We start from the raw sequence: 21087 nt of genomic DNA, 5'->3' as shown, positions 1-21087 counted from the left end.
ACGCCGCCTGCATACAGTATAAACAATATAAAAACTATCATGCAAATCAGGTACGTAATGATGATGCTGGTCTTACTGGGCACAGTAATGACCGGTTGCCAGAAGAAAACCCGGCCAGGCAATCCGAGAGTACTGGTGTTTACCAAGACAGCAGGATTCCGCCATGCAGCTATCCCTGCCGGCATACAGGCCATTCAGAAACTGGGACAGGAAAACGGTTTTGACGTAGATACTACGGAGAATGCCGCTAACTTCACAGAAGACTCGCTGCAGAAATATGCTGCAGTTATATTCCTGAATACGACCGGCGATGTGCTGGACAACTATCAGGAAGCCGATTTTGAAAGATATATCCAGTCAGGCGGCGGGTTCGTCGGTATCCACGCTGCTACCGACACCGAATATGAATGGGGATGGTATGGAGAACTGGTAGGGGCTTATTTTGATAATCACCCTGCCGGCACACACAAAGCTAAACTGACCGTAAAGGATAAATCCTTCCTGGCTACCGCTACGTCGCCTGATTCATGGGAACATACCGATGAGTGGTACAACTTCAAAAAGATCAACAAGAACACGCATAAGCTGATCACGGTTGATGAGAAAACTTATGAAGGTGGCACCAACGGACCTGAACATCCGATCAGCTGGTACCACGACTTCGATGGTGGCCGTGCTTTCTATACAGAGCTGGGACATACCAACGAATCCTATACAGAAAAAGAGTTCCTGGCGCATATTCTCGGTGGTATTAAATATGCTATCGGTAAGAACAATATTTTGGATTATGCACAGGCAAGAACATTACGTGTACCTGAAGAGAACAGGTTCACTAAAAATGTCCTGATATCCGGTGAGTTCTTTGAACCAACTGAGATGACCATCCTTCCTGATCTCAACATCCTCGTTGCACAGCGCAGAGGAGAGATCATGTACTTTGACCAGTCTGCCCACAAACTGACACAGGCAGGCGCCCTGCGTGTGTACTATAAAACAGAAGTGCCAAATGTGAACGCAGAAGAAGGTGTACTGGGGCTGGCCGCTGATCCTGAGTTTGTGAAGAATCATTATGTATACATTTATTATTCTCCTGCGGATACTTCAGTGAACAGACTGTCCCGCTTTAAGTTCGAGAATAATGTACTGGACACTGCATCAGAAAAGATCATTCTCCAGTTATATTCACAACGTAATATCTGCTGTCATACCGGTGGTTCTATCACCTTCGGTCCTGGCGGTTTATTATACCTCTCTACCGGCGATAACAGTACGCCATTTGATGAACCCGGACAGAAATATGTCAACAACGGTTATTCTCCGCTGGATGATCGTCCGGGACATCTGCAGTATGATGGTCGCCGTACATCTGCCAACACCAATGACCTGCGTGGTAAGATCCTCCGTCTGAAGATCAATGAAGACGGTTCTTACAGCATTCCTGAAGGTAACCTGTTCAAACAGGGTACCGCTAATACCCGTCCGGAGATCTACGCCATGGGTACACGTAACCCTTACCGCATCTCTGTGGACCATAAGAATGGTTACCTCTACTGGGGTGAAGTAGGACCCGATGCGAACGATGATAATCCGGAGCGTGGTCCGCGTGGATATGATGAGATTAACCAGGCAAAGAAACCGGGCAACTTTGGTTATCCGATGTTCGTAGGTAATAACTATCCTTATCATTTGTATGATTATGAAACCGGTAAAAGTGGTGCCGCTTTCGATCCTGCAAAACCGGTGAATAACTCACGCAACAATACAGGTATCAAAGACCTTCCCCCTGCACAGCCAGCGTTTATCTGGTATCCGTATGCGAAGTCTCCTGACTTTCCATCCATGGGTAGCGGTGGCCGTAATGCGATGGCGGGGCCGGTATATTACAATGAGTTCTATCCAAAGGAAACCCGTTTCCCTGATTATTATAACAACAAACTGTTCATCTATGACTGGGTACGCGGCTGGATCAAAGCAGTGACTTTTGATAAGGATTACAACCTGTCAAAAACAGAAGACTTTATGCCGGGTACGAAGTTCAATGCGATCATTGATATGGAGATGGGACCGGATGGCCGCATCTATGTACTGGAGTATGGTAATGGCTGGTTCAGTAAGAATAAGGATGCTGGTCTGGCACGTATTGACTATAATGGTGGTAACCGTGCGCCTGTGGCAGAGATCCATGTGGATAAGCTGTCAGGTGGTTTGCCATTCAAGGCGAAACTGAGTGCAAAAGGCTCTTCCGATCCGGACGGAGACCAGCTGACTTACATCTGGTACCTGGGCAATGGTGGCAAGAAAGAAACGAAGGAACCAGAAACAGAAGTAACGTATACGACCGCAGGTGAGTATGCTGTATCAGTAGAAGTAAAGGATAGCAAAGGCTCCAGCACCCGTAGTAAAGGGATAGAGCTGTATGCAGGAAATGAAACACCGCAGGTGAAAGTGAATGTGACCGGTAATACCATGTTCTATTTCTCTGGTCATCCAGTGGCATATAGTGTGGACGTAAAAGATAAGGAAGATGGTTCTACAGCGGATGGTAAGATCGATGCAGCAAATCTTTATGTAAGAGCTGAATACATGGAAGGCAACGATAAAGCAGCTGTTCCCCAACAGGGCCATCAGATCGTTACAGGTGCAATTGCCGGTAAGAATATTATGGAAGCAAGCGATTGTAAAACCTGTCATAAGACAGATGAGAAATCGATCGGACCAAGCTTTAAAGATGTAGCGGCGAAATACAAAGATGATGCGAATGCGCCTGATTACCTGGCGAACAAGATCATCAATGGCGGCGGCGGTGTATGGGGTGAAACAGCGATGTCCGCACATCCTACCCTGTCACAGTCAGAAGCACATCAGCTGGTAGAGTATATCATGTCAGTGGGCGGTAATAACAAACAGGCGCCATCATTACCAGTAACAGGTACCATCGATCCTACCACTGGTAAACCGGAAAAGGATAATGGTGTGCTGTACCTGATCGCCACCTATACAGATAAGGGCGGTCCTGGTATTAAGCCGATCACCGGTACAGATGCGATCGTACTGAAAAGTCCGAAGATAGCAGCCGCTTCCTACGACAAATCAGATGCGGTATCTTCTTTTGAGTTTGATGGTAAGAAACTGCTGATCCCGACAGCGAGTGGATGGGCTGCGTATAACGGTATTGACTTCACAGCAGTATCAGGCATCAACATTATTTACTTTACGCAGGAACCATTGAAATATGGTTATGTGGTTGAGCTGTTCCTGGATAAGGCAGACGGGGTGAAACTGGGAGAATCGACAATTGGTGTAGGCGCGAAAGCAAAGGCACCGAATACGGCGAATGTCTCTTTTGCACCAGTGACAGATGGTAAGAAACACACATTATATGTGCGTATCAAATCCGCTGATCCGGCTGAGAAGGGTAATCTGGGTATTACTACTTTCCAGCTGCTGAGTAAGTAAAAGTATTATTCAGATAAACGAAACAGGCTGTTCGCAGATGCGGACAGCCTGTTTACGTTTACACCTATCTGTTAGTGCTGTTATGCTTTCTTTTTGCCAGCGTAAAAATGATTCACCAGCAGTACAATGATGAGGAGTGCCAGTCCGAAGAACTCCCTTGTTTCTTCTATCCATGGCTTGGTAGCTTTCATGGTCTCTGCGATGTTTTCCCCATGATGTTCAGTGGCCCAGTCTATCACACCGTTCTTATCAAAGAACAGGTATGCTGCATAGATAAGATAGATCACAATACCGGATACGTATGCTTTTTTATAAAAGCGTCCTCTTGCAGCGAAGAAACAACAGCCTGCGCCAAACAGGTAAATGGGTACCCATACATAAGGGTCAGGATCGTTGTATTGTAGTCCGGCGAAAACGATGAACAGAATGCACCAGATGATGTTGAATATCTTCATAAGAAAAAAATTATCAGCGATGAGACGAAGATAGTTGATATAATATAGAAATTATATACCTTTGCAACCGTATTCCTTATTTAATCACTTCTAAAAATACAAGGAATCATGACAGAACGTATTCACATATCACCCTTTTCGCCCGCTGCCTAAATCAGGCAATTATTCCTTTTAGTTTACTGGAAGCGAGTGTACCGAGATGATCCTTCATCGACAGTATTTCTCATGCCTGTATGTATAGCTGGTCGCCCGCAACGGTAGTTGTCTGACAGGATATTTATGCCCTGTTACACCTGCCATGTTGTGAGACCGAAGCCTGTTGCCATTCGCTGGCAGGGTATATCAGTGCACCTGTTGGGACACCAATGATCTGCATCTGCGGAAAGGGTTTGTTATTGCACAAGAACGCCGTTCATCATCTGCAGAACGGAGAATATTATACAAATCATTTGCATACCCATATGGGCAATTTACGCACAAAAGAACTGAGTAAGATCGGTTATACGAATGACCGTGCAAGAAGTCTGGTCATTAATACAATTTCAAAACATTTTAAGCATCATACCAGGGAGCAGCTGATCACACTACTGACAGCTGTGAAAGAGACACCTGCGCAGTATCTCCGGGATGAGATACTGGGAAAGATCGCTGCGACATTTATAGACGACGTAGAAGAGTGCCATCACCAGGAGTTTAGTTTGCTGGAAGAAACCGGCAGGCTGAAAATATACGGTGGTAAGGAGATCGAGCATGGCGCGAAGAAACAGATGGAGGTCGCTATGTCGCTGCCGGTAACCGTACAGGGAGCACTGATGCCGGATGCGCATCACGGTTATGGTTTGCCGATCGGTGGTGTGCTTGCTACGGAGAATGCAGTGATCCCTTATGCGGTGGGCGTGGATATTGGTTGCCGCATGGCGTTATCGATATTTGATGAAGGTGAGAGTTTCATTAAAAGATATGCGTATCAGATGAAGGTGGCATTGAAGGAATGGACGCACTTCGGGATGGAAGGCGGACTGGAAGTTATGCAGGAACATGCCGTACTGGATGACCCTGCGTTTCAGTTGACCGACATGTTACGGAAGCTACAGCAGAAAGCGGCACGTCAGCTGGGCAGTTCAGGCAGCGGGAATCACTTTGTTGAGTTTGGACTGGTGACGTTAGCGGAGGATAATACCCTGGGATTGCCGGCAAAGGAATATGTGGCGTTGTTGTCGCATTCCGGTAGCCGCGGACTGGGCGCCAATGTGGCGATGCATTATACCAGGATCGCCATGGATACCTGTAAGCTGCCAAGAGAGGCGCAGCAACTTGCCTGGCTGGATATGAACAGTGAAGCAGGACAGGAGTACTGGCTCAGCATGCAGCTGGCAGGAGATTATGCGAAGGCCTGCCATGACAGGATACACGCTAACCTGGCTAAAGCACTGGGTATACAGCCGCTGGCGATCATTGAAAACCATCACAATTTCGCCTGGCAGGATACGCTGGCAGATGGCAGAAAGGTGATAGTACATCGGAAAGGCGCTACGCCAGCCCACAAAGGTGAGATGGGCATCATTCCCGGCAGTATGACCACGGCAGCCTATATCGTGTCCGGTAAGGGCGAAGAACAGGCATTACACTCTGCTTCCCATGGTGCGGGCAGAGCAATGAGCCGGAAGCGGGCCAAAGAGAGTATGACCGTATCAGGATTAAAGAAGATGCTGGCAGCTGCGAATGTAACCCTGATAGGTGGCAGTGTGGAAGAGAATCCGCTGGCCTATAAGGATATTGAAACTGTGATCGCAGCACAGGATGAATTAGTGGCCATAGAAGGAAGGTTCCTGCCACGTATTGTAAGAATGTACAAAGAATAAAAGATGAGCAAGTCAATTATACAGGTGACGTCCGGCAGAGGACCGGCGGAATGCACAAGAGTGGTGGCTAAGATCGTGGAGATCATGATGAAGGAGGCCCGTCAGCAGGGGCTGGAAATAACACTGCTCGAAAGTAAAAAGGGCGATCTGAAGGGCACGTTGTTGTCGGCCGTATTACTTCTTAACACAGGTACGGCCGACAGTAAAACGCTGGATGCATTTCTCGGCGGCTGGAGCGGTACAGTTCAGTGGATCGCCCAGAGTCCCTACCGGAAGTTCCACAAGCGTAAGAACTGGTTTGCCGGTGTATCCGTCTTCGATGTGTATAAGCAGTTGAAATGGGATATTAAGGATGTTAAACTGGAAACCTGTCGTGCTTCCGGACCGGGAGGTCAGCATGTCAATAAAGTAGAGACAGCAGTAAGAGGCACGCATCTGCCATCAGGCATACAGGTGCTGGCGATGGACAGCCGGTCACAGTTGCAGAATAAGCAGCTTTGTCTGGAGCGGCTGGAGGCGAAGTTTATGTCCTGGCAGATGGAGCAGCTGGTAGCAAAACAGCAGGACCAGTGGCAGGAGCATAATGAGCTGGAACGTGGGAAAGCAGTTAGGGTAATTACAGCTCCGCTGTAATTACCCTAACTGCTTTCCCGCGTTCTAATTGGGAATTAGGAATTGAGCTGTATGAAGTGTGTGAGTATACAACACCAGGGGGTATTATAATAGGTAGATAGTGCAGGAAATAAATGTACATTGTACGCTTTTGAGTATTACGCTAAAGCCGTGCAACAACCGGCGCCAAATTCCTAATTCCTAATTAGATAATGGTGGTATTTTATTAAAACCTGATTAAAAATTTACAAACTAGCTTGCTTAAATTAATCGAATGTGTTACCTTGTCATGCAGTTAACAATTGAAATTTTAGTGTGTGTTTAATGTAACCAAGATCTAATTCCATGTTTAGCAAATTTTAATGTTAACACGTGTATGAGAAAACTAAACTGTAGTCTTTAACAAAAAGGTGTGTACGCTATTTCCCAAGAAAACAATTTGCACGGATATATTGACGCTGAGCTGCACTGCAGTACTCAGCATAGTATGGTTTTGACCTGAAGTAAGGAGTTATATATTGTCCCTTTCAGACCAGGATATTGATTTACCCGGTCATTTTTCGTGCCTGTACCTGCCAACGAAAGCGGAGTGTGGGCCCGAACAGGCTTTTTATTAACCAAAAAAACGTTTCACGTTATGAAGAGACATGTCTACCGCACATTTGCGTGTTGCTGGCTGTTGTTGTTATTTGCCAGTGCCGCATTCGCTCAGACTAAATTTATCGGAAAAGTCACCGATCAGGCTTCCGGTAACCCATTGCCCGGGGTTACAGTCGCTGTTAAAGGTTCCGCCAGGGGTACTGCCACTGACCCTGCGGGTAACTTCAGCATCACCGCTAAGAAAGGTGAAACGCTGGTATTCTCATTTGTAGGTTATACGCAACAGGAGTTTACGCTTGGAGAAGCAACAAGTGTTACGATAGCCCTTACCGAAAAGGTAGGTTCCCTTGATGAAGTAGTTGTAACAGGTTACGCCACACAGAAAAAGAAAGACCTGACAGGTGCCGTATCTGTTGTAAACGTTGATCAGATCAGCCGTCAGCCAACAGCTCAGGTAAGTAACCAGTTACAGGGTCAGGTATCCGGTATCACCGTAATTGGTTCCGGTCAGCCGGGCCAGGAGCCGCAGGTACGTATCCGTGGTGTGAACACTTTCGGTAACAACACGCCGCTGTACGTTATTGATGGAGTTCCTACCCAGAACATCGCTGACCTCAATCCTAATGACGTTGCCTCTATGCAGGTACTGAAAGATGCTGGTTCTGCATCTATCTACGGTGCAAGAGCAGCAAACGGTGTTGTGATCGTTACCACCAAACGTGGTAAAACTGATGGCAAAGTGCGTGTAACCTATGATGGTTATTATGGTACGCAACGTCCTAAAGGTGGCAACGTATGGGACATCCTGAGCTCTCAGGAAATGGCCGACCTGAAATGGATGGCGCTTAAAAATACGAATCCGAATGTTGTATATAATGACGGGCTGTATGGTGCAGGTGCTACACCAAGACTGCCGGACTATATTGCACCAGGCGGTCTGATGGAAGGCGATCCGGGAGTGGATCCATCAAAATATTTTGTTGATCCTAACTACAAAACACCTTCTGACCTGGATAAATTCTATCGCATTACCCGCGCGAATAAAACAGGTACAGACTGGTTCCACGAAATATTTAAACCTGCATATATCACCAGCCATAACGTATCTGTTGGTGGTGGCGGAGAACAGGGTTCTTATTTCCTGTCCTTCAACTATTTCGATCAGAAAGGTACATTACTCAATACCTACCTGAAACGTTACTCCATCCGTTCTAACAGCCACTTCAATGTGAGTAAGCATGTACGCATTGGTGAGAACTTAGCTTTCTCAGTAATGGACAACCCACGTATCGATGCATTAACAGAAGGTAGCGGTATTGGTATGGCGTTCCGTGAACAGCCGATCATTCCGGTACATGATATTAATGGCAACTTTGCAGGTTCCTTCAGCACAAATGGTGCACAGTTAGGTAACGCCCGTAACCCGGTAGCTATACAGGACCGTACCAGAAGTAACAAAGGGCTGATCAACCGTTTACTCGGTAGTGTGTATGGTGAAGTAGACTTCCTGGATCACTTTACCTTCCGCACTACTTTCGGTGGAGAAATCTATTCAGGTTATACACATGAGTTCACCTACCCTGAATATGAGAACGCTGAAAATGATAAGGTGAATTCCTACACAGAAACAAATGGTAACATCCGTAACTGGACATGGACCAACGCTTTGACATATGCCCAGACTATCGGTAAGGTGCACAATATTAAAGTGGTGGTGGGTACAGAAGCTTTTGATAACAACGAACGTTATTCAACAGCCACCACACAGAACTATTTCAGCTTCGATCCTGACTTCACCAACCTGGGTAGCGGTACAGGAACAATGAACCATTCGAGCAACGTGCTGACAGATGGTCTCTTCTCCTTATTCGGAAGACTGGATTATAGCCTGATGGATAAATACCTGTTAGGTCTGGTAGTACGTCGGGATGGTTCAAGCCGCTTTGGTGCTAACAACCGTTACGGTACATTCCCCGCTGTGAGCGCAGGTTGGCGTGTTTCCCAGGAAGCATTCCTCAAACAGGTGACCTGGATCTCTGACCTGAAGATCAGGGGAGGTTACGGTATCATGGGTAACCAGCTGAACGTAAATGCATCTAATGCGTTTACACAGTTCGGTCTGAGCAAGGGCTCTTCTTTCTATGATATCGGTGGTACCAGCAATACTATTAACTCTGGTTTCTTCCGTACATATATCGGTAACCCAAATGCGAAATGGGAAAGCAATATCAATATGAACGTTGGTATCGATGCGACCCTCTTCAAAGGCAAACTGGAAATCACGGCTGACTACTATCAGAAACGTGTAAAAGACCTGTTGTTCAAGCCTGAATTGTCAGGAACTGCGGGACGTCCTACACCTCCGGATGTGAATATTGCAGAAATGAAGAACCATGGTATTGATCTCGGTATCAACGTGGTGAACCTCAATCTGACAAAAGACCTGTCATTAACAGTAGGAGCTACCTTCACCAGCTATTCCAACAAGATCGTGAATATCTCTGGTGATGCGCCATACTTCGACCTGGAAGCACGTCGTTTCAATGGTAACTTTATCATCCGTAACGCGGTGGATCATCCGATCTCCAGCTTCTATGGTTACAAAACCGTTGGTTTCTGGAATACTGCACAGGAAATTACTGCTGCAAATGAACAGGCACAGAAGGTTACCGGTAATGTTAACTCCGTTTATCAGACAGGTATCGGACTGGGACGTTTCCGTTACCAGGATACAAACGGTGATGGTATCATCACTGAAGCTGACCGCACCTTCCTGGGGAACCCAAGCCCTGATTTCAGCTATGGTCTGAACATCGAGCTGAAATACAAAGGCTTTGATTTTACTGCTTTCTTCTATGGTGTACAGGGTAACAATATCTGGAACCAGGTACGCTGGTGGACAGACTTCTATCCATCTTTCGCAGGTGCAAAGAGCAAAACTGCCCTGTATGATTCCTGGAGACCTGATAACATGAACGCAAAAGCGCCTATTCAGGAGAACGAAGGTTCTTTCAGTACCAACACTGTTCCTAACTCTTTCCTCGTAGAAAATGGTTCTTATCTGCGTGCTAAGAATATGATGTTAGGTTATACACTGCCAAGATCAGTGTTAAACCGTGTAGGTATCGAGAAGTTCCGTATCTACGTACAGGCTGCTAACCTCTTCACCATCACGAAGTACTCTGGTATCGATCCTGAGATCACCGGTTCTACACAGGCTTTCGGTCTGGATGAGGGAGCTTATCCAAACCAGCGTCAGTTCCTGGTGGGTGTTAACGTTGGCTTTTAATATCGACCATTGTTAATGTGAAAGGTTAAAATATTGAGGATATTAAATCATACAAAATGAAAAGACAATTCTTTCAATCAAAATATATACTTGCGGCAGCTGTAGTGGCTGGAGGGCTGTTCTTCCACGCCTGTAGTAAAAGTTTTCTGGAACGTGAGCCACAGGGTTCTCTTACTCCCGCTTCCGTATCTACAAAAGCAGGTATCGGTGAATTACTGATCGGTGCTTATGCGGCACTGGATGGTCAGCAGGAGGCTCAGGCAGCTATCGGCGGTGGTGGCCCATGGGAGGCTGCACCAAGCAACTGGATCTATGGTAGCGTTGCCGCAGGTGATGCCCATAAAGGTAGTGATGCGACTGACCAGCCACCTATCAGTCTGATAGCAACGGGCCAGTTTGACGCCAGTAACGGATTTTTCAACACAAAGTGGAAAGTGTTATTTGATGGTGTGGTACGTGTGAATGTGATCCTGTCATTACTGCCTGATGTGAAGGATATGACAGATGCTGAAAAGACACAGGTACAGGCAGAAGGTCGTTTCCTGCGTGGTCACTATTACTTTGAGCTGAAGAAAATGTTCAATAAAGTGCCATGGGTAGACGAAACGCATCTTGATGACTACAAACAGCCGAATAACGTAGATATCTGGCCTAAGATTGAAGAAGACTTCAAATATGCATATGATAATCTGCCTAATACGCAGTCACAGATTGGCCGTGCCAACAAATGGGCAGCAGCAGCTTATCTGGCGAAGACCTATGTATATGAGAAGAAATGGACAGATGCGAAACCTTTGTTTACTACCATCATTGCACAAGGTGTAACATCCAAAGGTGAGCGATATAAACTGACCGACAGATTTGAAGATAACTTCGATGCTGCAACAAAGAATAATACTGAGTCTGTCTTTGCTATTCAGATGTCAGCCAATAACGGTTCTGGTCTGATCGCCAACGGTAACCAGGGTGAGATGCTGAACTTCCCTTACAACAGCCCATTCGGTTGTTGCGGATTCTATCAGCCTACACAGGACCTGGTAAACTCTTATCGTACTGACGCGAATGGTTTACCTTACCTGGATGATTATAATACACAGGCTGTAAAGAGCGATATGAAGATCCTGTCTACCGCTCCGTTCACACCGGATGCTGGTAACCTGGACCCACGCCTGGACTGGACAGTTGGTCGTCGCGGTATTCCATTCCTGGATTGGGGTAACCACCCTGGCCGTAGCTGGGTACGCGATCAGGATTATGCAGGTCCATATGCGCCTAAAAAGAACGTATACTGGCAGTACAATCAGGATAAATACAAAGATCCTAACTCCTGGGCGCCTGGTTCAGCGATCAACCTGGTGTTGATCCGTTATTCAGATGTTCTCCTGCTCGCTGCTGAAACAGAAGCAGAACTGGGTAACCTGGATGCTGCACAGGGCTATGTAAACGACGTGCGCACAAGAGCGGCTAATCCGAAGACAGCCGTTTACAAATACCTCAATGATGCAGCGCCAATGGGCGGCTTCTCTACTACGCCAGCTGCTAACTATGTGGTAGCGAATTATCCTGCTGGCAGATTTGCAGCTCAGGGTAAAGACTATGCATTGAAAGCGATTCGTTTCGAACGTAAGCTGGAACTGGCGATGGAAGGTCAGCGTTATTTCGATATCGTTCGCTGGGGTACTGCTAACGCGGAACTGACCAAGTTCTATGCATACGAATCTAAGATCACAAGTGACCTGGGTGGTGCTAAATTTGTTACGCCTCGTAACGAATACTATCCTATTCCTCAGCGTCAGATCGACCTGAGTCTGAAAGGCGGTGTGAAAACACTGGAACAGAATACAGGTTATTAATAAAGTTGTTATTTTTTAGAAGAGGAAAGAAGGCCCTGGCAACAGGGCCTTTCTTTTTTGTCTGAAAAGTGACTATTAAAAACGATATTTAGTATATCATTCATTTACCTATCCCGCATTCCACTTGAAAAAATTACTACCTTTTCTCCTTGTGCTCACCTCCTGCACCCTCTCCCAGCAGGAAAAAGGCAAACTCCTTTCCGAAAAATACTGCGGTAGCTGCCATTTACCGGTCGCTCCGGCCATGCTGGACCAGAATACCTGGACACAGCATGTACTGCCCGCTATGGCCCCTAAACTGGGCATTGGCGTATGGCAGGAAAGCAGTTACTATGTCAAACCTGGTAAAGGCACTAATCTTACAATAGAAGAATGGAACGCTATTGTAGACTATTATAAAACCCTGGCTCCCCAGCAGCTGCCGGCCGCCGTACTACCTCAACCATTGAAAGCCGACCTGCAGCTGTTCGATCTCGTGCAACCAGTGGTGAAGACAAATGAGACACCAGTGACCGCTACTACAACCATGGTTTCCATCAATCCATTCACAGGCGCTCTCTATTCCTCGTCTGAAAACGGGGCCACCCTCTATCAATGGGATAGCACACTGAATGGTCGTCCGGCTATAAAACTGCAATCCACTGCTGTAGCTATGAACTGGCGGGCGGCAGATACCGCCCTGCTGACCTGCATTGGTAGTATCCGTGCTGTAGATATTGCACAGGGCATGCTGTGGGAGGTGCATCCTGCGCAACCGGAGGCAACACAGGTGAAAACGATCGGCATGGGATTACCCCGTCCTGTGCAGAGTATCGGAGCAGACTTCAATAAGGACGGCCGGTTGGACTACCTGGTGAATGGGTTCGGACATGACTATGGCGGACTATACATCCTGCAGCAAACCGCAGAGCAGGACTACCAGCGTAAAGCAATATGGGAGGTGCCAGGGGCCATTCATTCCGTTGTAGATGACTTTAATAAAGACGGCTGGCCGGATATCATGACACTGTTCGCCTATGGCGATGAAGGGCTCTGGTTGTTCCTGAACGATCAGCATGGCGGATTTAAGCAGCAATCCCTGCTGCGCTTCCCGCCGGTAAATGGCTCGACCAGCTTCCAGGTAGTGGATATGAACAACGACGGCCTGCCTGATATACTTTATACCTCCGGTGACAACGGGGACTACTCCATGGAGCTGAAGCCCTTTCACGGCGTGTATCTCTATCTGAACAAAGGGGACTTCCGTTTTGAGAAAGCCTGGTCTTACCCGGTCAATGGCTGTACAAAAGCCATTGCCGCCGACTTTGATGGAGACGGTGACCTGGATATTGCCAGCATTGCCTTTTTTGCAGATCTGAAGAACCGGCCTGAAGAGTCATTCATTCTTTTCCGGCAGGAAGGACCGCTGGCATTCACGCCGCATACGATGCCGGCATTGAAGGCAGCCGGTCGCTGGATCTGTATGGATGCCGCTGACTATGACCATGACGGTGACCTGGATATCGTCCTTGGGAACTATTCCAAAGGCTTTATGATCCAGGGTGATATAAAGCCCGGTTCGAATGTTAACATCCCCCTGGTATTGCTTCGAAATAACTTGAAATGAATATGTTATGCTTTCTCAGTTTAAAAATAGTATAGAGTAGAACAGATTTTTGATCATTCGATTGCAGTTGTAACAAATAATTTATTATATTGCATATACAACGTCAGGTAAAAATCTAAATCTATGCTGCTGAAACTATAGTTTAGCCCACGTATAGTATGGCTTTTTCCCTGTAATCAATAATGAAAACATATCCGACAATAATCGCCGCTGCATTATTGTTGTTAAAGATACTCCTGATTGAACTGATCAGGTTTTAGAATGGCGGAAGGAGAGGCACAAGGTGCCTCTCTTTTATTTACTACACCATCCATCACAGTTTTTCACTTTTTTTAATACTTAATCTGCTAACTTTAGGCACTAGATAAATTAGCCCGGGTGATGGAACAAGCATATTACCACGACAGGAATAACACAGAAGCGTTATTATTTGACATTATCAGACAGCATAGTACGGAGCAGGCACTCACCTGGATAGCACAACAACAGGAGAAACTCGGAGAGCCGGTAAGCGTACAGCGGTTCAATCTTACATTTACGGCCATTCCACGGTTTACGGGCAGACAGGTGATCAGCACGGACACTCCGTTCATCGAAGTGGCGCCGGATATGCCGTTCTTCATACAGGGTTATACGTTAGATAAGCTGGTGCGGGTATGGTGGCTGCTGCAATTGCCGGCTGCCGACAGGGAACTGTATGTGAAAGTGATAGAAGGCTTATTCGATGCCGCCGATATGAATGAACAGGCAGCACTTTACAGTGCATTACCCCTGCTGGCATGGCCGGATGCATGGGTATTCCGCACGACTGAAGGCGTCCGTTCCAATATTGGTCCGGTACAGGAAGCGGTCATGTTACACAATGTATATCCTTCCCGTCATCTGGAAGAGCCAGCGTGGAATCAGCTGGTAATGAAAGCGTTTTTTACTGACAAACCTATCCATCTTATAGCCGGGCTTGACGAAAGAGCCAACCGTCAGCTGGCAGCCATATTAACAGACTATGCACACGAGCGCTGGGCAGCCGGAAGGAAAGTACATCCTTTGTTATGGCGCCTGGTAGGTCCGTTTATTACGGAAGATAACTTTGCCGACATCCAGCGCGTATGGCATTCAGAGGTGAATGTAGAAAGAGACGCAGCTGCTTTGGCTTGTGCTTCAAGTACATATGGGCCGGCACAGGCATTACTGGCGCAATCTGCCACTTTAGAAGCGGAAGTAGCCAGCCATCGGCTGACATGGGAAACCGTTGCTGCACGAATAGCATAAACGTGTATCACACCTTCAGTGTATATAATCTTAACTTGCGAAACGGAAACCTCAGCCCGCAGTAGCAGGTTGTACATTTTTACAGGTCTCAAATAAATAGTAATCGACATGTGTTGTAGTCATGAGCTAACAGGTAAAGAATTTCAACCTATCACCACACCTTCCTCGTATATGGAACGCATTAAAGGAATGCGTTTTTTTGATCCGCACATACATATGACATCCCGCACCACTGATGATTATCAGGCGCTCGCGGATGCAGGTGTCGTGGCTATTATCGAACCGGCCTTCTGGCTGGGACAGCCACGTACCGGTGTGGATACCTTCAGGGATTATTTCAATAGCCTGATCGGATGGGAGCGTTTCCGTTCCTCTCAATTTGGTATTAAACATTACTGCACGATAGGACTCAATTCGAAAGAAGCGAATAACGAACGACTGGCAGAAGCTGTCATGGAGATCCTGCCTTCTTTCCTTTATAAAGAGGGCGTAGTGGGCGTTGGCGAGATCGGCTTTGACGATCAGACGCCGGCAGAGGAAAAATACTATCGCGCACAGCTGGAACTGGCCAAGGAAGCAGGGCTACCTGTACAGATACATACCCCGCACAGGGACAAGAAAAAAGGGACACAGCGCAGCATGGATATCGCGCTGGAACATGGGCTGGACCCACGTATGATCATCGTTGATCACAACAATGAGGAGACCGTTAAGGAAGTACTTGATCGCGGTTTCTGGGCTGCATTCACTATTTATCCATTTACTAAAATGGGTAATGAACGCATGGTAGAAATTGTAAAACAGTATGGTAGTGAACGCATAATGGTCAATTCTGCCGCTGACTGGGGCATCAGTGACCCGCTGGCTGTACCTAAAACCGCGGCCCTCATGCACGAAAGTGGTATTGACTTGAATGATATTCATTTGGTAACTTTCCGCAACGCTATAGCTGCTTTCGCTCAAAGCGGACAAATAGATGAAGCTGATTTTGATACGGTTAAAGATATTGATCAAAGTCTGAAATTCAACGGTAGTACAGTGCTGCGAGGTGGTCAGCAGCCAAGAATAGATAAACAGTCTAATATTATCAGATAAACAGTTACAAGCCGGTAATATTTATGCTCGTCCGATGTATGACTGCAGAACATGGCTGCAGCCCTACACGGCCCGTGTATGGTATTGCCTGCTTGAAGAAAACCCGAGCCCGGTGAATTATATAGTAAGCAAGTTAATAGGATATTTACGTTTAATGCGCCCCGCCAACATAGTCACAGCTGTGGCTGATATATTGGCTGGGATCGCTATTTCCGGTTTCCTGGGTTCTGAAGTGGCCAATTATCTTGACCACTTATTGCCTGTTGTATGTATGTGTCTCGCAACGATCGGTCTATATGGTGGTGGCGTGGTGTTCAATGATGTGATGGATGCGGAACTTGATAAAGTAGAACGTCCTGAACGTCCTATACCCAGTGGTGTCATTTCTAAAACCCAGGCCATTGTACTGGGTAGTTACCTGTTACTGGTAGGGATACTGGCCGCCTTTACAGTAGGCCGTGTCACAGGATACCTGGCACTGGGCATTGCTATCAGTGCACTGGTATATGACAAATGGGGAAAACATCTGCCCTGGGGACCAGTCAATATGGGGCTGTGCCGGGGACTAAACCTCCTCATGGGGATCAGCATGGTCGTGCCTGCCTTACATAAGTACTGGTGGATAGGACTTATCCCGGTATTATATATTGCAGCAGTGACTGCTATCAGCCGGGGAGAAGTACACGGGGGCAATACACGCACACTGCGTATGACAGCTATCTGTTATGCGCTGGTCTATGGTACTATACTGGCACTGGCCGCACTGAATGGTCATATCGTGGCTGCCATACCATTTATCGTGCTGTTCGCCATTATGATCAATCTGCCATTATTCAATGCGATCAAAGACCCTACAGGTCCTAATATAGGGAAAGCAGTTAAAGGGGGCATCATTGCGCTGGTCGCCATGAACGCCGCCTGGGTAGCCGCTTTCTCCACTTTTCCGCACGCTTTACTGGTATTGATCCTGCTGCCATTGTCCATATTGATGGCAAAGGCATTTGCAGTGACCTGATCCTTCTTCCCGCTCGTCACTCGCAATTCGTCAATAGCAATTAAATTTGTACTTTAACGGCCGCTTAGACGATTCATTAAACGAAACACCAGAGCGATTATCCATGGATTGTATTCAACAGACTTTTAGTGTAGATTATTCTTTTAAGGTTTTTTTTACCCGTTACCTTTTTAATCCAACCAACACGGAGTTCAAAAACTACCTGACTTCTCAGATCACGTCCGGACTTACCAAGAAGTTACTCTTTATAGTAGATGACGGCGTAGCGAAAGCGCATCCGGCGCTGGCAACAGAAATTTCAACATACTTACAGCAGATAGAAGGATTCAAACTCGCAGGTGAGGTGGTGCTTGTGCCGGGTGGTGAGGCCTGCAAAAATGACCAGGACCTTTTTTATCGTTTGATAGATCTGGTAGACAGTCAGGGCATAGACCGTCATTCCTTTATTGTAGCGATCGGCGGTGGTGCCGTGCTGGACCTGGTAGGAATGGTGGCAGCCGTGTCTCACAGAGGGGTACGTCATATCCGTATACCAACCACTGTATTATCACAGAATGATTCAGGAGTAGGCGTGAAGAATGGTATCAATTACAGAGGAAAGAAGAACTTCCTTGGCACCTTTGCGCCGCCCGCAGCTGTGTTTAATGATGCACAGTTCCTGACGACCCTGCCTGCAAAAGACTGGCGCTCCGGTATATCAGAAGCAGTGAAAGTAGCGTTGATAAAAGATGCTTCTTTCTTCGAATGGCTGGAGGCAAATGCAGCAGCACTGGTTGGTAACGACCTGGCCGTAATGGAGGAACTGGTATACAGGTGTGCGGCACTGCATATGGCGCATATCGGTAGTAGCGGCGATCCGTTTGAAAGCGGTTCTTCACGTCCGCTTGATTTCGGTCACTGGAGTGCCCATAAACTCGAACAACTGACCGACTTTGCATTACGTCATGGTGAAGCGGTGTCAATAGGTATTGCCGTAGATAGCGTATACTCCTCCCTGTTAGGATGGATCGATACTGCCGCTGCGCAAAGGATCGTTGACCTGCTGGTGAAGTTGCAGTTGCCCGTATATCACGAGTTGCTGGAAATGAAAGAGGGTACACCATCACCAGTTATTAAAGGCCTACAGGAGTTCCGTGAGCACCTGGGAGGCCGCCTGACTATCTGTCTCCTGAAAGCGATCGGTGTAGGTGCAGAAGTACACGTGATAGACGAAATGTTACTGAACGAAGCTGTACAGCATATAAAAGCGAATTATGCAACTATCTGATCATTCTCATATAACCTATTGTACGAACATCCATCCGGGTGAGAACTGGAGTGCACATTTCGCACAGCTGCAACAGTATGTGCCTGCCGTAAAGCAGGAAGTGTCTCCTGATAAACCTTTCGGAATTGGCTTACGGTTGTCTAATACAGCCAGTCTGGAGCTGAGTAAGGAAGGGGCACTGGACGAGTTCAAATCCTGGCTGAAAGCACAGGATTGTTATGTGTTTACCATGAATGGCTTCCCTTACGGAGGCTTCCATCATACTGTAGTAAAAGATCATGTGCACACGCCTGACTGGACTACGTCAGACCGTGTATTCTATACGATCCGTTTATTCCGTTTGCTGGCGTCGTTACTGCCGGAAGGTATGGAAGGAGGCATTTCAACAGCGCCACTTTCCTATAAGCTATGGCATGTACGTTGTGAAACAGAAAAGGCAGCGATCATGGAAACAACTACACTGCATATACTGCAGGTAGTGGAACAGCTGGTACGCATTCACCGGAGCGGTGGCCCGTCCATGCACCTGGATATTGAGCCGGAGCCGGATGGCATGATGGAGAATACACAGGAGTTCCTGGACTGGTATCTGCATTACTTACTGCCACTGGGTATTCCGTTCCTGGAGGATAAATTTGGCATGACCGCAGCAGCAGCAGCGACAGCTATAAGGAATCATGTGCAATTGTGTTATGATGTGTGTCACTTCGCACTGGTATATGAATCCGCAGAGAATATACTTCAACAGTTACAGCAGCATGGACTGAAGGTAGGTAAACTGCAGATCAGTGCCGCACTGAAGGCGTTAATGCCGGCAGATGTGAAAGCGCGTGAAGCAGTAGTGAACGTATTCAGGGAATTCAACGAACCAACCTATCTGCACCAGGTCATTGCCCGCAAGGCAGATGGTTACCTGCATTATCCCGATCTGCCGCAGGCATTGGAAGATGCAGCGAATCCCGCAGTAGAAGAGTGGCGTTCACATTTCCATGTACCAGTGTTTATTGATAGTTACGGCGTATTGTCCTCTACACGTTCAGATATAGAGAAAGTATTGCAATTGCAACGGAAACAACCATTTACCCAGCACCTGGAAGTGGAAACATATACCTGGGATGTATTGCCTGCGGAACTGAAAGTACCGATGGATAAGTCGGTATCAAGAGAACTGCGCTGGGTATTACAACAGTTGGAATTGCCTGTCATGTAATATAGTTTTGAACCCATATCCTAATGGCGCCACAATCATGAAAAAAACAGTTGTTATTGATGTAGTAGGTCTCTCTTCCTCCCTGATAGGTGTACATACACCTTTCCTGCAGGAGTATATCAGGCGAAAGCATTTATCCACCATAAAACCGATGGTGCCTGCTGTGACTACAGCAGTGCAGAGCACCTATGTAACCGGCCAATGGCCTGCGGAGCATGGCATTGTGGGCAATGGATGGTATGACCGGCAGGATAGTGAGATCAAATTCTGGAAGCAGTCCAATAAACTCGTAGAAGCTCCTAAGATCTGGGATAAGGCCAAACGCCTTGACCCATCCTTTACCTGCTCGAAAATGTTCTGGTGGTATAACATGTACTCCACCGCCGATTATTCTGTAACGCCACGCCCACAGTATTTATCCGATGGCCGTAAGGCGCCGGACTGCTATGCACATCCTGCATCCCTGCGTGATGAGCTGCAGGCCGAACTGGGTACATTCCCATTGTTCCAGTTCTGGGGACCGGGCGCCAACATCCGTTCTACCCAGTGGATCGCTGATGCATCCATCTGGACGGATAACAAGTATGATCCAACGCTGACACTGATCTACCTGCCACACCTGGATTATTGCCTGCAGAAGTTCGGACAGGACTTCTCCCGCATCAGCAAGGAATTGGGTGAGATCGATGCCGTGTGTAGACAACTGGTGGAGTTTTATGAGAAGAAGCACACCGAGGTGATCATCTTATCCGAATATGGGATCACAAATGTGAATAACCCCATTCACCTGAACCGCCGCTTCCGTGAAGAAGGGTTGATAGCAGTGAGAGTGGAAAGAGGAACGGAACTGCTGGATGCAGCCGCTTCCAAAGCATTTGTAGTAGCCGATCACCAGATAGCGCATGTGTACGTGAATGATCCGTCAGTGTACAAGAAAGTGCGCAGCATTGTGGAGAACACTCCGGGTGTCGAGCTGGTGCTGGACAGGGAAGGTAAGCGTAAACATAACATGCACCATAGCCGTAGCGGCGAGCTGATACTGGTAGCAGATGCCAACAGCTGGTTCACCTATTACTACTGGCAGGATGACGCAAGAGCACCTGACTTTGCAAGGCTGGTAGACATTCACCGTAAGCCGGGGTATGACCCGGTAGAGATGTTTATGAATCCGGCAGATCCGCTGATCAAACTGAAAGCCGGTTTTAAGTTGTTAAAGAAAAAACTGGGCTTCCGTTACCTTATGAATGTGATCCCGCTGGATGCTACCCTCATAAAAGGCTCTCACGGGCGTATTTCCGAAGATAAATCCTTCCACCCTGTTCTGATATCCAATACGGTACCTGCGGGGCAGGAACTGGCTGCAACGGACGTTTATGGGGTGATCTGGAATGCGTTGAATGGGAAGTAGCGTAAGAAGGTTAATCATATTGACAAAAGGCATTCGCAGATAGCGGGTGCCTTTTTTTGTTATCTGTATCCGGTCAATATCAGGCGGCGC

Annotated in this window: 13 protein-coding genes; 12 read left to right on the top strand and 1 reads right to left on the bottom strand. The window is 47.2% G+C overall.

Going from position 1 to position 21087, the window contains the following annotated elements:
• Nucleotides 1-39: 39 nt before the first annotated feature.
• Nucleotides 40-3456 carry a ThuA domain-containing protein gene (locus tag GWR21_RS15735; protein ID WP_162332673.1) on the top strand — a complete coding sequence of 1139 codons (3417 nt, stop codon included), beginning with the start codon at nt 40-42 and terminating at the stop codon, nt 3454-3456.
• Between the two features lie 80 nt (nt 3457-3536).
• Here the strand turns inward: GWR21_RS15735 and GWR21_RS15730 are convergent, their stop codons facing one another.
• A complete protein-coding gene (locus GWR21_RS15730) occupies nt 3537-3911 on the bottom strand; it encodes a transmembrane 220 family protein (RefSeq protein WP_162332672.1) in 375 nt (124 codons plus the stop codon).
• Between the two features lie 461 nt (nt 3912-4372).
• On the opposite strand from GWR21_RS15730, the gene GWR21_RS15725 reads away from it, so the two are divergent.
• The 11 genes from GWR21_RS15725 to GWR21_RS15675 all read left to right on the top strand — a co-directional run bounded on the left by GWR21_RS15725 (nt 4373) and on the right by GWR21_RS15675 (nt 20997).
• Nucleotides 4373-5773, top strand: a complete 1401-nt coding sequence (locus GWR21_RS15725) for an RtcB family protein (protein WP_162332671.1) — start codon at nt 4373-4375, stop codon at nt 5771-5773.
• 3 nt (nt 5774-5776) lie between these two features.
• The gene (gene prfH, locus GWR21_RS15720; protein WP_162332670.1) at nt 5777-6406 is read left to right on the top strand and encodes a peptide chain release factor H; all 630 of its coding nucleotides are present in this window, start codon (nt 5777-5779) and stop codon (nt 6404-6406) included.
• Between the two features lie 616 nt (nt 6407-7022).
• Nucleotides 7023-10274: a SusC/RagA family TonB-linked outer membrane protein gene (locus tag GWR21_RS15715; protein ID WP_162332669.1), complete on the top strand. Its 3252-nt coding sequence runs from the start codon at nt 7023-7025 to the stop codon at nt 10272-10274.
• A 56-nt stretch (nt 10275-10330) separates the two neighbouring features.
• The gene (locus GWR21_RS15710) at nt 10331-12127 is read left to right on the top strand and encodes a RagB/SusD family nutrient uptake outer membrane protein (protein WP_162332668.1); all 1797 of its coding nucleotides are present in this window, start codon (nt 10331-10333) and stop codon (nt 12125-12127) included.
• A gap of 124 nt (nt 12128-12251) precedes the next feature.
• Nucleotides 12252-13733, top strand: coding sequence for an FG-GAP-like repeat-containing protein (locus tag GWR21_RS15705; RefSeq protein ID WP_162332667.1), 1482 nt, complete (start codon nt 12252-12254; stop codon nt 13731-13733).
• Between the two features lie 381 nt (nt 13734-14114).
• Nucleotides 14115-15002 carry an EboA domain-containing protein gene (locus GWR21_RS15700; RefSeq protein ID WP_162332666.1) on the top strand — a complete coding sequence of 296 codons (888 nt, stop codon included), beginning with the start codon at nt 14115-14117 and terminating at the stop codon, nt 15000-15002.
• 171 nt (nt 15003-15173) lie between these two features.
• Nucleotides 15174-16097, top strand: coding sequence for a TatD family hydrolase (locus GWR21_RS15695; protein ID WP_238430393.1), 924 nt, complete (start codon nt 15174-15176; stop codon nt 16095-16097).
• Between the two features lie 154 nt (nt 16098-16251).
• The gene (gene eboC, locus GWR21_RS15690) at nt 16252-17112 is read left to right on the top strand and encodes a UbiA-like protein EboC (RefSeq protein ID WP_162332664.1); all 861 of its coding nucleotides are present in this window, start codon (nt 16252-16254) and stop codon (nt 17110-17112) included.
• A 103-nt stretch (nt 17113-17215) separates the two neighbouring features.
• Nucleotides 17216-18379 carry a 3-dehydroquinate synthase gene (locus GWR21_RS15685; protein WP_162332663.1) on the top strand — a complete coding sequence of 388 codons (1164 nt, stop codon included), beginning with the start codon at nt 17216-17218 and terminating at the stop codon, nt 18377-18379.
• Nucleotides 18366-19589: a metabolite traffic protein EboE gene (gene eboE, locus GWR21_RS15680; RefSeq protein ID WP_162332662.1), complete on the top strand. Its 1224-nt coding sequence runs from the start codon at nt 18366-18368 to the stop codon at nt 19587-19589. Before GWR21_RS15685 ends, eboE begins: the two co-directional genes overlap by 14 nt.
• A 37-nt stretch (nt 19590-19626) precedes the next feature.
• A complete protein-coding gene (locus GWR21_RS15675; RefSeq protein ID WP_162332661.1) occupies nt 19627-20997 on the top strand; it encodes an alkaline phosphatase family protein in 1371 nt (456 codons plus the stop codon).
• Nucleotides 20998-21087: the final 90 nt, after the last annotated feature.

It is taken from the genome of Chitinophaga agri (genome assembly GCF_010093065.1).
GTDB classification, from domain to species: domain Bacteria; phylum Bacteroidota; class Bacteroidia; order Chitinophagales; family Chitinophagaceae; genus Chitinophaga; species Chitinophaga agri.
This window is presented reverse-complemented; position numbering and strand designations above follow the sequence as displayed.

What these genes read in the sequence shown, in the direction of transcription:
- GWR21_RS15685 (WP_162332663.1), top strand. Translation starts at nt 17,216, where the DNA reads ATGGATTGTATTCAACAGACTTTTAGTGTAGATTATTCTTTTAAGGTT.
- GWR21_RS15695 (WP_238430393.1), top strand. Translation starts at nt 15,174, where the DNA reads ATGGAACGCATTAAAGGAATGCGTTTTTTTGATCCGCACATACATATG.
- eboC (WP_162332664.1), top strand. Translation starts at nt 16,252, where the DNA reads ATGCGCCCCGCCAACATAGTCACAGCTGTGGCTGATATATTGGCTGGG.
- GWR21_RS15675 (WP_162332661.1), top strand. Translation starts at nt 19,627, where the DNA reads ATGAAAAAAACAGTTGTTATTGATGTAGTAGGTCTCTCTTCCTCCCTG.
- prfH (WP_162332670.1), top strand. Translation starts at nt 5,777, where the DNA reads ATGAGCAAGTCAATTATACAGGTGACGTCCGGCAGAGGACCGGCGGAA.
- GWR21_RS15730 (WP_162332672.1), bottom strand. Translation starts at nt 3,911, where the DNA reads ATGAAGATATTCAACATCATCTGGTGCATTCTGTTCATCGTTTTCGCC.
- eboE (WP_162332662.1), top strand. Translation starts at nt 18,366, where the DNA reads ATGCAACTATCTGATCATTCTCATATAACCTATTGTACGAACATCCAT.
- GWR21_RS15735 (WP_162332673.1), top strand. Translation starts at nt 40, where the DNA reads ATGCAAATCAGGTACGTAATGATGATGCTGGTCTTACTGGGCACAGTA.
- GWR21_RS15725 (WP_162332671.1), top strand. Translation starts at nt 4,373, where the DNA reads ATGGGCAATTTACGCACAAAAGAACTGAGTAAGATCGGTTATACGAAT.
- GWR21_RS15700 (WP_162332666.1), top strand. Translation starts at nt 14,115, where the DNA reads ATGGAACAAGCATATTACCACGACAGGAATAACACAGAAGCGTTATTA.
- GWR21_RS15710 (WP_162332668.1), top strand. Translation starts at nt 10,331, where the DNA reads ATGAAAAGACAATTCTTTCAATCAAAATATATACTTGCGGCAGCTGTA.
- GWR21_RS15715 (WP_162332669.1), top strand. Translation starts at nt 7,023, where the DNA reads ATGAAGAGACATGTCTACCGCACATTTGCGTGTTGCTGGCTGTTGTTG.